Here is a 14,316-nt window from a genome sequence, read left to right on the forward strand (position 1 = left end):
GTCGTACCCGCCGGACACCAGGGGTTCCTCAGCCACGCGCCGGTGCCTCCGCCGTCCACCGGTCGCCGTCCGCCGATCGTCATCCACCGGTCGCCGTCCACGGTCGCCGTACCCGTCGTACGGAATCCGCCTGAACCCGAGTTCACGAGGACACCTTTCCCGATGCCTGCGAGCGAGTCCCCGAAGCAGTTCCCCGAGATCTCCCTCACGACCTCCGAGGACGTGACCTCCGAGGACGTGCGGGCCTGGCTGACGTCGGCCGTCGCCGAGGCGGCCGGACTCGACCCACTGGCCGTCGACCCCGAGCGGCCGATCGCCGAATTCGGCCTGGGATCACGCCAGTTGGTGACCCTGGCCGCGGAGCTCTCCGGGCGGATCGGCCGCGCCGTGGAGCCGTCCCTCGTCTTCGAGCACCCCACCGTCGCGGCGCTCGCCGCGGCGGTCCTCGGTGAAAGGCCCGTCGGCGAAACGCCCGTCGGCGTGGCGGCCCCCGCGGAGGTGCCCGTACGCGGCGACGAGGACATCGCCGTCATCTCCATGGGCTGCCGCTATCCCAGCGGCGCCGACGACCCCGAGGCGCTGTGGCGGCTGCTCGCCTCCGGCGAGGACGCCATCACCGAGGTCCCCGCGGGCCGTTGGGACACCCGGGGGCTCTACGACCCCGACCCGGAGGCCCCCGGCAAGGCGTACACCCTGCGCGGCGGCTTCCTCTCCGACATCGACCGTTTCGACGCGCACTTCTTCGGGATCTCACCGCGCGAGGCCGCGGCCATGGACCCCCAGCAGCGGCTGCTGCTCGGGACCGCCTGGGAGACGATCGAGCGCGCCGGGATCGTCCCCGACACGCTGAACGGCAGCTCCACGGGCGTCTACATCGGGCTGTACGACAGCGGCTACCAGGCCTCGGCCGCGCTCGGCCGGCTCGACGGGCACGTGGGCACCGGTTCGGCGTCCAGCGTGGCCTCCGGACGCATCGCCTACACCCTCGGACTCCAGGGCCCGGCGGTCACCGTCGACACCGCCTGCTCCTCCTCCCTCGTCGCCCTGCACCTGGCCGCGCGGGCGCTGGCGAGCGGCGAGTGCGACCTCGCGCTGGCGGGCGGCGCGACGCTTCTTGTCACCCCGCGCGGACACGTCGAGTTCAGCCGGCTGCGCGGGCTCTCGCCGACCGGGCGGTGCAGCCCGTTCTCGACCGACGCGGACGGCGTCGTGTGGGCCGAGGGCTGCGGTCTGGTGCTGCTCAAGCGGCTCGCGGACGCGCGCCGCGACGGCGACCGGGTCCTCGCCGTCGTCAAGGGGTCGGCCATCAACCAGGACGGCCGCAGTCAGGGCCTGAGCGCCCCGAGCGGCCCGGCACAGGAACGGGTGGTGCGCGCCGCCCTCGACGCGGCCGGACTGCGCCCGGACGACCTGGACCACGTCGAGGCGCACGGCACGGGCACCCGGCTCGGCGACCCCATCGAGGGCCGGGCGCTCGCCGCCGTCTTCGGGCCGGGGCGCCCGGCCGACCGGCCGCTCGGCGTCGGCTCCCTCAAGTCCCAGATCGGTCACACCCAGGCCGCGGCGGGTATCGGCGGTGTCATCAAGACGGTCCTGGCCCTCGGCCACGAACTGCTCCCGGCTTCGCTGCACGCCGACACCCCGACCGAGCACGTCGACTGGGCGGGCGGCGGCCTGCGGGTGCACCGCGCGGCCCGGGCATGGCCGCGGGGCGGCGACCGGGTGCGGCGGGCCGGGGTGAGCGCGTTCGGGATCAGCGGTACGAACGCGCACGTGGTGCTGGAGGAGGCGCCGCGGGACCTCGTACGGCCGGCCACCGGGACACCCCCGGCGGAGCTCCCCGGCGTGACCCTCTTCCCGCTCTCCGCACGTACCCTCCCCGCCCTCCGGGGCCAGGCCGCCCGCCTCCTCGAAGCGCTCGACGAACAGCCGCGGCCGGCGCTGCCCGACGTGGCCGCGACGCTGGCCCACCACCGCACGCACTTCGAGCACCGGGCCGTCGTCCGGGCGGCCGACCGCGACGGCCTGCTGACCGCCCTGCGCGCACTCGCCGAGGGCCGAACCGACAGCGGCACGGACACCGGCACCGACACCGACAGCGGCACGGACACCGGAACCGACACCGGCACCGGCACCCGCACCGATACCGGCACTGGCACTCGCACCGACACCGGCGCCCGCACCGGCACTGGCACTGGCACCAGCATCGGCACCGATACGGTCGTCGGACCCCAGCAGGCCGTCCCCACCGGCAAGTTGGCCTTCGTCTTCCCCGGCCAGGGCTCCCAGTGGGCCGGCATGGCCCGCGATCTGCTCGACCGCGAACCGGTGTTCGCGGACGAACTCGACCGCTGCGACGCCGCCCTGCGCCCCTTCACCTCCTGGTCGGTGGCGGCCGTCCTGCGTGGTGCCGAGGGAGCCCCGCCCCTGGACCGCGTGGACGTCGTGCAGCCGGTCCTGTTCGCCGTGATGGTGTCCCTGGCCGCGGTGTGGCGGGCCCGGGGTGTACGGCCGGACGCCGTGGTCGGGCACAGCCAGGGCGAGGTCGCCGCGGCCTGTGTCGCGGGCGCGCTCAGCCTGAACGACGCCGCCGCGGTGGTCGCCCTGCGCAGCCAGGCGCTGACCGGGCTGTCGGGCACCGGCACCATGGCCGTCGTCGCCCTCCCGCACACCGAGGTCGAGGACCGCCTCGCCGACCTCGACGGACGGGTCTGCGTCGCCGCCGTGAACAGCGGCCGCTCGACGGTGATCGCCGGTGACGTCGAGCCCCTGGAAACCCTGCTCGCCGACCTCGACCGCGAGCAGGTCTTCGCCCGCCGCCTCGATGTCGACTACGCCTCCCACAGCCCCCGGGTCGAGCCGGTCCGCGCGACGGTCCTCGACGAACTCGACGGCGTCACCACCTGCCCGACCTCCGTCGCCTGGTACTCCACCGTCACCGGCGAGCCGGTCACCGAGGAGCTGGAAGCCGACTACTGGTACACCAATCTGCGCGAGCCCGTCCGCTTCGCACCCACCGTGGAGCGCATGGCCGCGGACGGCTACCGCTGCTTCGTCGAACTCGGCCCCCACCCCTCCCTCGTCACCGCCCTGCACACCGTCGCCGAGGACTGCGGCCACGAGAACCTGGTCGCCGTCGGCTCGCTGCGCCGCGACGAGGACGGGCCCGCCTGCCTGGACCGGGCCGCCGCCGAACTCCACGTCCACGGACGGCGGATCGACTGGCGCCGGCTGGTCCCCGACACCGACACCGCCCCCGCCGACCTGCCGACGTACGCCTGGGATCCGCGGCGCCACTGGATCGAGCCCGAGTCCACCACCGGTGCCTCCGGCCTCTTCGACCGTGCCGCGCACCCCCTGCTCGGTATCCAGCTCCAGTCGCCGGACGAGACCCGCTGGACCTTCCGGGGCGAGTGGTCCAAGGACACCGCCGACTGGCTGTCCGACCACACCGTGTTCGGCCGGACCGTCGTCTCCGGCACCACTCTGATGGAACTCTGCCGCGCCGCGCTCGCCGTGGCCCGCCCGGACGACCCGGCCGACCTCACCGACCTGCTCCTCCTCAGCCCTCTCACCCTCCCCGACTCCGGCACGGTCGAGGTGTCCGTCGAGGTGGTCACCGCCGGTCCCGTACCGGAGATCACCGTGCACAGCCGCCCGCGCACCCAAGAGGCCACGGGCTGGACCCTGCACGCCACCGCGTCCGCGTCCGCGCCTGCCGCGCCGACGGCGGATCGGCCCCCGGTGTGGCCGGAGGCGGCCGGACCGGCCTGGACCCTGGAGACGTACGAGCGGCTCACCGAACTGGGCCTCGGCTACGGCCCGGCCTTCCAGGGCGTACGGTCGGCGGTCACGACCGGCGACGGTGAACTGCTGGCCCGGCTCTCGCTGCCGCCCACGGCCCGCGACACGGCCGACCCGTACCCCCTCCACCCCGCCCTGCTGGACGCCGCGCTGCACGTGGCCGCCGGGCTCGACGCGTCCGGCGGCCGGGTGCTGCTCCCGGTCGCGGTGGGCCGGTGCGTCCTGCCGCCCGGCGGCGCGAGGGACCTCACCGCGGTCGTACGACGCACGGGCGGCTCCGGCACGGACCTCACCCTGGACGTCACGCTGTGGGACACCGACGGCTTCCCGGCCGGCCGTCTGGAGGGCGTACGACTGCGGGCCGCGGACCCGGCGGACCTGAAGGGCGCCTCGGAGAACGCGCGGCACCTGTACGAGGTGGTCTGGACGGCCGTACCCGAACAGCCCGCCGAGACGTCGGGCACCGAGTGGGCCGTCCTCGGCGACCACTCGGACCCGGGGGTCGCCGGGGCCCTGCGCGGCGTCGCGGCGGCAGGGACCCACGTCCGGAGCGTGACGGGCGGCGCGGACGTGAGCGGGACGGGCGGCGTCGACGTGCTCGTACGGTTCTGGCCGCGCCCGGCGACGGACGCCGAACCGGCTGCCGCGGCACAGGAGTTGGCGGCCGCGGCGCTGGCCGAACTGCGTACCCTGATCGCCCTCCCGCAGGACGCGGCACCTGCCCGGACCGTGTGGGTGACGCGCGGTGCGGTCGGAGCCGTCGACGAGGACACCGTGCCCGGCCTCGCCCAGTCCGTGCTGTGGGGGCTCGCCCGCAGCGCCCGCGCCGAACACCCGGAACTGGGCCTGACCCTGCTCGACCTCGACGACTCCGACCCGGCGGACGCGCTCCTGACCGCCGCCGCCCACGCCGAGGAGCCCGAACTCGCCTTCCGCGGGGGCACTCTGCTCGCGCCGCGGCTCGTCCGCGCCCGTAGCCGGGACGCGACCGGCACCCCGGTCGTCCTCGACCTGGTCGGCCGCTCCGCCCTCGTACCCACCGACGGCACGGTGCTGATCACCGGAGGTCTCGGTGCCGTCGGGCGGCACATCGCCCGACTGCTCGCCGAACACGGCGTTCCACGACTGCTTCTGACGTCCCGTCAAGGGCCGGACGATCCGCGGGCCGCCGAGGTCGCCGCCGAACTGGCCGCGCTCGGAGCCGAGGTCGAGGTCGCGGCCTGCGACATCGGGGACGCGGCGGCCGTGGCCGGTCTGCTCGGCCGTATCGGAGAGGAGTCGCCGCTGCGCGGTGTCGTGCACTGCGCCGGAGTCCTGGCCGACGGGGTGGTCGCCGAGCTGACGCCCGAACGCCTCGCACAGGTACTGCGCCCCAAGGTCGACGGCGCCGCCCACCTGCACCGGCTCACCGCCGACGCGCGACTCGACCTGTTCCTGCTGGTCTCCTCGGCCGCCGGAGTCGTCGGCAACGCGGGCCAGGGCAACTACGCGGCGGCCAACGTCTTCCTCGACCAGCTCGCCCACCACCGGCGGGCCCTGGGCCTGCCCGGCCTGTCCCTCTCCTTCGGCGCCTGGGCGGGCGAGGGTCTCGCCGCCGCACACGCCGACCTGGACCGGATGGCCCGTCTCGGCCACCGCGCCCTCACCCCCGACCAGGGCCGCGAACTCGTCGAACTCGCCCTGCGGCAGGGCGCCCCGCACCTGGTCGCCTGGGCCCTCGACCTGCCCCGCCTGCGCGAGACCGTGACCAGTACGGGCGGCGGTACGGCGGCGGTGTGGCGTTCGCTGCTGCCCGCGCCCCGCACCGGCCGCGGCGGCGGCGAAGCTCTGGCCGACCGTCTGGCCCGGCTGCCCGAGGCCGAACGCGCCGAACGCGTCCTGGCCCTGGTCCGCGAGGAGATCTCGCGCGCCCTCGGCCTGCGCTCGTCGGAGTCCGTCCGCCCCGACCAGCCGCTGCGCGAACTCGGCATGGACTCGGTGACGGCGGTCGAACTCCGCAACCGCATCGGCGCCCGGATCGGCGCCAAGCTCCCGGCCACCCTACTCTTCGACCACCCCACCGCGGCCCGGCTCGCCGCGCACCTGCTGTCCACCGCCCTCGCGGCGGGCGACCGCACCACTCCCACCACACGACCCACACGACCCGCACGCGCCACGGCGCCGGCCTCCGACGAACCGGTGGCCCTGGTCGCCATGGCCTGCCGACTGCCGGGCGGTGTGAGCGATCCGGAAGGACTGTGGAACCTGGTCGCGGAGGGGCGCGACGCGGTGGGCCCCTTCCCGGCCGAACGCTGGGACGTGGCGGCGCTGTACGACCCCGACCCGGACGCCGTCGGCAAGTCCTACGCCCGAGAGGGCGGCTTCCTGAACGACGACGACCTGGCGTCCTTCGACGCGGGTTTCTTCGGGATCACCCCGAAGGAAGCGGCCGCGATGGACCCGCAGCAACGGCTGCTCATGGAGACGGCGTGGGAGGCGCTGGAGCGCGCCGGGATCGTGCCCGCCGAACTCGCCGGCAGCACCACCGGTGTGTACGTCGGCATGTTCGGCAGCGACTATCTGGCGGGGTCCCGCCTCGACCAGCTGGACGGGTACGTCGGTACGGGCTCGGCGCTGAGCGTGGCCTCGGGGCGGCTCGCCTACACGCTGGGGCTGGGCGGCCCCGCGCTGACGGTGGACACGGCGTGCTCCTCGTCGCTGGTGGCACTGCACCTGGCGGCGCAGGCGCTGCGGTCCGGAGAGTGCGACCTCGCGCTCGCCGGTGGCGTGACGGTGATGGTGACCCCGGGAACCTTCGTGGAGTTCAGCCGACTGCGGGGCCTGTCCCCGACCGGCCGCTGCCGCTCGTTCTCCGACGACGCCGACGGCGCCATCTGGGCCGAGGGCGCCGGCATGGTCGTACTGAAGCGACTGAGCGACGCCCGGCGCGACGGTGACGAGGTGCTGGCCGTGCTGCGCGGCACGGCCGTCAACCAGGACGGCCGCAGCCAGGGGCTGTCCGCGCCGAACGGTCCGGCGCAGGAACAGGTGATCCGGCGGGCACTGGAGCTGTCCGGGCTGGAGCCCGCCGACATCGACTACGTGGAGGCGCACGGCACGGGCACCACGCTGGGCGACCCGATCGAGGCGAACGCCCTGGCGGAGGTCTTCGGCGACTCACGACCGCAGGACCACCCCCTGTACCTGGGCTCGCTCAAGTCCAACATCGGACACGCCCAGGCTGCTTCGGGTGTGATCGGGCTCGTCAAGGTGGTGCAGTCGCTGCGCCACCGGACCCTGCCGCGCACCCTGCACGCCGACACGCCCAGCAGGCACGTCGACTGGGAGAACAGCGGGCTGCGGCTGGTGCGGGACACGGCGGCCTGGCCGTCGGCGCCCGGGCGGACACGACGGGCCGGAGTGAGCGCCTTCGGGATCAGCGGGACCAACGCGCATGTGATCGTGGAGGAGGCCCCGCCGGTCGAGAAGGCGGACGGGAAGGACGAAGTCCCGCCCGGGAAGCGGCTGTTCGTGCTTTCTGGGCGCAGCGAGGCCGCCCTGCGGGGGCAGGCCGCGCGGCTGGCGGACCACCTGACCGAGAAGGCCGGCGAGGACATCGCTCTCCTCGATGTCGCCCACACCCTGGCCAGGCACCGCAGCCACTTCGAGCGGCGCGCGGCCCTCGTCGCCGGTGACCGGGACGAACTGCTGGGACGGCTCGACGCGTTGGCGAGCGGACGGGCGCCCCTTGCCGCGCCCCGCGACGACGGCACGGGCAAGGTGGCCTTCGTCTTCGCCGGGCACGGCGGTCAATGGCCCGGCATGGGCGTCGAGTTGATGGCCGGGTCGGAGGCGTTCCGCGAGGAGCTGGTCCGCATCGACGAGGCCGTTCGCCGACGGGTCGGCTGGTCGGTGCTCAACGCCCTGCGGGCGCCGGAGGAGTTCGCCCCGCTCGGCCGCACCGAGTTCCTGCAACCGGTGCTGTTCGCGGTCAACGCCTCACTGGCCGCCGCCTGGCGCGCGCTCGGCGTCCGCCCGGACGCCGTCGTCGGGCACAGCCTGGGCGAGATCGCCGCCGCGTACAGCGTGGGCGCCCTCACCCTGGACGAGGCCGTGAGCGTGGTGACCGGACGCGGGCAGGCGGTCGTACCGCTGGTGGGCAAGGGCGGCATGCTGTCCCTGGAACTGCCGCCCGCGCGGGTCGAGGAGCTGCTCGCGCCGTTCGCGGGCCGCCTGTTCGTCGCGGCGGTCAACAGCGCCCGGTCCACGGCCGTCTCCGGTGCGGCCGACGCGCTGGCCGAGCTGCGCGACCGCCTCGACGAGCGGGGCATCGCCGCACGCCCGCTGACGACACCGTTCGCCTCGCACACCCCCCTGATGGACCCGCTCCGTGCGGAGCTGCTCGATCGCTTCTCCGGTGTCAGGGGCGCCCGGACACCGACCCCGCTGTACTCGGCGGTGCTGGCCGAACCCGTCCCCGGCGACCGGCTGGACGCCGACCACTGGTACGCCAACCTCAGGGAGCCGGTCCGGTTCGCGGACACGATCCGACGGATGCTGGACGACGGCTACCGCTACTTCGTCGAACTGAGCCCGCACCCCTCGCTCACCTCGTCGATCGAGGCGGTGGCGGCGGAGGCCGGCATCGACGCGGTCGGCATCGGATCGCTGCGCCGGCAGAGCGACGGACACGACGTACTGCTGCGCGGGCTGGGGGAGTTGTACACGGCCGGGCACACGCCCGACTGGCCGCTGCTGTTCCCGCAGGGCCGCCGGGTCGGCCTGCCGACCTACGCCTTCGCCCGCGAACGCCACTGGCTCGCGCCCGCCCCGGCCACCGCCTCGGCCGGCGGATCACCGCTCCTCGGCACGCACCTGGAGGCCAGCGACGAACCCGACCGGCACCTCTTCCAGGCCGACGTCGACCTCGACGACAGCCGCTTCGCCTACCTCACCGACCATCGGGTCACCGGTGAGGTCTGGCTGCCCGGCGCCGCCTTCCTCGACATGGCCCTGGAGGCCGCGTCCGCCCTACGGGGCGCGGGCGAAGTACGGCTGGCCGACGTCAGGTTCGTACAGCCGCTGCCGCTGGACGTGGACCGGCCCGTACGGCTGCAACTGGTCCTGCGCCCGGCCGACGACGGCTTCCGGGACTTCACCATTGCCTCGACATCCGCCGCAGGGCACGGCGCACCGTGGCAGCGGCACGTCAGCGGACGGCTCGCGGTCACCGCGGAAACCGCCGCCGACGACGAAGAGCGGCTCGACGCCGTGCGCGAACGGTGCGACGAGCAGATCGATCTGCCGGCGGTCTACGCCGGGCTCGCGGCCCTGGGCATCGACTACGGCCCCGCCTTCCGGGGGCTGGAGGAGGGCCGCCGTACGGACATGGCCGCCTTCGGCCGTCTGGCCCGCACGCCCGCCGCCGGTCATCTGCTGCATCCCGCCGTCCTCGACGCGGCCTTCCACACGGCCGCCCTGCCGGGTGGCGCGCCCGAGGGCCGGGCGTTCGTGCCCGCGGCCGTCGGACAGCTGAGGTTCACCGGACTGCGCACGGCGCCCGTGTGGGCGACCTGCCGACTGCGTTCCGTGGACGGCGACACCGCGACCGTGGACCTGCGGCTGTGGGACGAGGACGAGCAACTGGTGCTGGAGGCGCGGGAGTTCGAACTGGCCGCACTGTCTCCGCTGGACGGCGCGCTCTTCGAGACCCGCTGGCAGCCGCGCCCGGCCGCGCAACGACCGCTCGCCGAGGGCAGTTGGCTGATCCTGGCCGACGACACGGGCGTCGCGGCCGAACTGGAGGAGCGGCTCGGCTCGACCGTGCCGCGGGTGATCGCCCGCAGGGGCGAGTCGTTCGGCGTCGAGGGACCCCGCCGTTACGTGCTCGACCCCGCCGATCCGCGGCACCTGGCCCGCCTCCTGGACGAGGCCTTCCCCGACGGTCCGCCCGAGCGGGTGGTCCAGCTGTCCGCGCTCGACGCCCCGGCGATCACGGATGCCGGTACGGCCGAGGAGGCGGCCCGGCTGTGCTGCCTGAGCACGCTGCACCTGGTACGGGCGCTGGCGGACCGGCCGCGGGGCCGGGCCCCTCGCCTCTTCGTCGTCGCACGGGGCAGCCAGGCCGCCGGTGACAGCACCCGGGTGACGCACCCTCAGCAGGCCCTCGCCTGGGGCTTCGGCCTCGCGGTGGCGCAGGAGTACCCGGAGCTGTCGGCCACTCTGATCGACCTGCCGCCCACCGACGGTGTCGACGCCCTGTGGACACAACTGCGGCACGCGGACGACGAACGGCTCGTCGCGCTGCGGGAGTCGGGCCGACTGGTCCCGCGCCTGGCCCGCACCCGCCCCGACGACGGCGGCAACGGCGAGGTCACCGCCGACGGGGTGTACCTGATCACCGGAGGTCTCGGCGGCCTCGGCCGGGTCGTCGCCGAACGACTGGTCCGCCGCGGCGCCCGCCGACTGGCCCTTTTGAGCCGCGGCGAGCCCGACGCGCACACCGCGCACTGGATCAGGGGTCTCGAAGAACACGGGACCACCGTGCACCTCGCCCGCGCCGACGTGGCCGACCGCGAGGAACTGACCGCAGCCCTGGACGCCGTACGACGGGAAGCGGGGCCGATCGTCGGGGTCGTCCACGCGGCCGGTGTCCTCGACGACGCGACGGTGGCGAACCTGACCGACGAGCGCGTCCTGCGCGTGCTCGCCCCCAAGGTCCTCGGCACCACGCTGCTCACCGAACTGATCCCGGAGGCCGAGAGCCTCGTCCTGTTCGCCTCGGCGGCCGGTCTCCTCGGCTCCGCGGGACAGAGTTCCTACGCGGCGGCGAACGCCTTCCTCGACGCCTGGGCGCACCACCTCTCCCGCGCCGACCGCCGGGCGCTGAGCCTGGACTGGGGCGCCTGGGCGGGGGTGGGCATGGTCGCCGAGTCCGGCACCCGGGCCGCCGAGGCCGGCCGGTCCGGGCTGCTCGCGTTCTCCCCGCAGGACGGTGGCGAACTCTTCGAACGGGTGCTGGCCACCTCCCGCCGCCAACTCGCCCCCCTCGCCCTGGACTGGGAGACCCTCGCGCACGACCCGGACGCGGCCCGCACCCGTCCGATCCTCGGCGACCTGATCACCGTACCGACCGGCGGTGACGGCGCGGACGACCTCGTCGCGAGGGTGTTCGCGGCGACGACGGAACGGGACCGCGCGGATCGCCTCGAAGTGTATGTACGGGCCCGGGTCGGCCAGGTCTCCGAAGGCACGGTGGACGTCTCCGTGACCACGGACCTGAAGGAACTCGGCCTGGACTCCCTCATGCTCGTCCGGCTGCGCAACGCCTTCGCCCGCGAACTGGGCGCCGAACTCCCGGCAGCCACCGTGTTCTCCGCCTCCGACATCCGCGGCCTGGCCCGGGCGCTCGGCGAGGTACTGCCCGAACGGGACACGGCCGCGCAGCCCGGGGAACGGCGACCCGAGTCAGGGCTGCCCGAGGCCGCCGTCGAGGTGCCCGAGAGCGAACTGCGGCCCGCGACCCGCGATGTCGTACGACTGCTGCGCAGCGCCCGGCCGGGCATGCCGGACGCGGCCCACGCCGTCGGCCTGGCCCTCCGGCTCACCACACCCACCACCCACGAGGCGCTCACCGGCATCCTCACCCGTCTCGCCGGACGGCACGCCGCGCTGCGCACCGCGATCGTGACCGGTGCTGCCGGCGAACACGCGCGGCTGCTACGGGTGGACCGGGAGCTCGCACGGCCGGTACTGCGCTGGACGGACGTGCCCGGCGACGGCGAACTCGACGCGGCCGACCGGCTGCGGCGGCTGCTGGAAGCGCGGTTCGACCTGGCGAACCCTCCGTTGTGGCGCTTCGAGCTGCTGGACGCCGGTGCCCAGGGCCAGGTCCTGGCGTTCGGCGCGCACCACGCGGTGAGCGATCTGCAGTCGCTGCTGCTCGTGGCGGGGGAACTCGACGCCGAACTGTCCGGCACCTCGCTCGCAGACGTCGTCACCAACCGGGACATCGATCTCCTGATCGAGGCGCAACAGACGGACGACACCCCCGGCGAGGGCGTGACCGCATGGCGCGAGGCCTTCCAGGGCAGCGACCGACTCGACCTGACGCTCGCCCGGCCCCGCCCGGCGACCCGTTCGTACCGGGCCGGCAGCGTGAGCGTGACGATCCCCGACGGGCTCATGGAACGGGTGTCGGCCGCCGCGAGCGGGCTCGCGATCACGCCCGCCGCCTTCTGCCTCGGCACCCTGACCGTGCTGCTGGCCAGGATGCGGCAGAAGGAACGTTTCGTGCTCGCCGTGCCCGTCGACACCCGCATCCACGCCGACGCATACGACGCGGTGGGCTTCTTCGGAGTGCCGGTGCCGTTCCCGGCCGAGGCCGGGGAGGGCGAGCGGATCGAGCAGGTGCTGCGCCGCACCGACGGCCGCCTCGACCGGGTCCTCGCGAAGGGCGCCATGTTCTCGGACGTGCTGTCGACCCTCGCCCGACAGGGGCTGCACCGGGCGAACGCGCCCTTGGTGGAGGTGTACTTCAACTACGTACGCTCCTCGGCGGGTCGCCTCGCCCACCTGGAGGTCCTCCCCGCCGGGACCGGGTACTCCGACCTCGACCTGATGATCACCATGACCCCCGACGCGGGGCGGATCCGGCTCGACCACAACCTCGACATCCTGGACGCGGCGACCTCTGCCGAACTGGGGGAGGCGTTCCTGCGGCTGCTCGCGGAGGCGGCGGACGATCCGACGGCGGCGGTCCGTTCGGCGGCGGGCACGGCGGAGGAGGCGACCCCGGCGGTCCGTACGACGCCGAGTGCGGTGGTCGAGGCGACTCCGGCGGTCCGTTCGGCGGCGGGCACGGCGGGGGAGGTGCCCGAGGCGGCGACCGAGGACACTCACCGCTCCCCGCGGCGGTCGCTCGCCCTCGCCGCCACCTTCGCCCTCGGGAATCTGCCCCTGCTGTGCGAGGCCGCGGTCGAGGAGGGCGCGCGGGACGGCGGCCTGACCGTCGCGGAAGCCCCGTACCACCAGGTGCTCGCCGCCCTGCGGGACCCCTCCGGCGTCTTCGCCGACCCCACCGCGGCGGTGGGCGTGGCGCTGCTGCGGGCGGCGGACCTGGAACGCTTCGGCCCGGTGGACGACGTGCTGCTCGCCGAGTTGCGGACCGCGTTCCCGGCCGCGCTGCGCGCCCTGTCCGAACGGACGCGAAAGCCGCTGATCGTCGGCTTCCTGCCGTCCGCGCACGCGCGGGACCGCTTCGCGCGGTGGGAGCGCGAGATCGCCGACGAACTGGCCGAGGTGCCCGGCATCGCGGTGCTCCGCCCCGACGACTGGACCCGGTGCCACGCCGTCGAGGAACCCTTCGACGAGCGGACCGAGCGCATCGCCCACCTCCCCTTCACCCCGCGGTTCCAGGCGGCGGTGGCGCTGTGCCTCGCCGACGTCGTCCGTGCGGTACGGCGCCCCGCGCCCAAGGTGATCGCGGTGGACGGCGACGAGACGCTGTGGGGTGGAGTGGCCGGGGAGATCGGCCCGGAGGCCGTGGACCTGACCGGACCGCGTGCCCTGCTCGCCCGCCGGCTCCTTCAGTGGCGTGCGGCGGGCGCGCTGCTGGCACTGGTCAGCAACAACGACGAGGCCACGGTACGGGCCGTCCTGGACCGCCCGGACAGCTTGCTCAAGGCCGAACACTTCAGCGTGCTCTCCGCGACCTGGGGCCCGAAGTCCGGCCGGCTCGCCGAGGCGGCCCGGACGCTCGGCCTCGGCCCGGACAGCTTCCTGTTCCTCGACGACAACCCGGTCGAGATCGCGGGAGTGCGGTCCGCGCTGCCGGAGGTGCTGTCGGTGACGTGCCCGCCGTCGGCCGAACTGGGCGCATTCCTGGACAGGTTGTGGCCGCTCGTCCCGGCCGCGGCGACGGCCGAGGACGCGCTGCGGGCGCGATTCTACGAACAGGAGCGGGACCGGGACGCGGTGCGCGCGCAGGCCGGATTCGAGGAGTTCCTCGCTCAGCTGGAACTCGACGTCGACATCCGGGCCCTGTCCGGGGCCGATGTCGAGCGGGCCGAGCAACTCGTCCGCCGTACCAACCAGTTCACCCTGCGGGCCCGGTCCGCCGACGGGGGCGATCTCGGGCGGTGGCGGGAGCGCGGTGAGGTGTGGACGGCCGCGGCCCGCGACCGGTTCGGCGACTACGGCCAGATCGGGCTGCTCGCCCTTCGCGCGGACGGCGACCAACTCGACGTACTGGCCTGGCTGATGAGCTGCCGGGCGCTCGGCCGGGGAGTCGAGGAACGGCTGTTGCGGTGGCTGGCCGACCGCGCCGACGAGCTGGGTTGCGTCAAGGTCCGACTGACGGCGGAGCGCACCCCGCGCAACGTACCGGCGCGGCGGCTGCTGGCCGCGCTCGGTGGCGGGGACCAGGACGACGAACGCCTGGAGACCGTGGTCACGCCGGAACACCTGCGGGCCTTCCGGTCCTGGCGGCAGGGGTGAACCGGCGGCGCCGACGGGTGAAAGCGGTGGCAGCGG

Annotated in this window: 1 protein-coding gene; it reads left to right on the plus strand. The window is 74.7% G+C overall.

The features are described from left to right. The first annotated feature begins 162 nt into the window (after positions 1-162). A complete protein-coding gene (locus AQJ27_RS25165; RefSeq protein ID WP_107120691.1) occupies positions 163-14,280 on the plus strand; it encodes a type I polyketide synthase in 14,118 nt (4,705 codons plus the stop codon). The last annotated feature ends 36 nt before the right edge of the window (positions 14,281-14,316 follow it).

Origin of the sequence: Streptomyces olivochromogenes (assembly GCF_001514115.1) — a bacterium.
In the GTDB taxonomy this organism is placed as follows: Bacteria; Actinomycetota; Actinomycetes; order Streptomycetales; family Streptomycetaceae; genus Streptomyces; species Streptomyces olivochromogenes.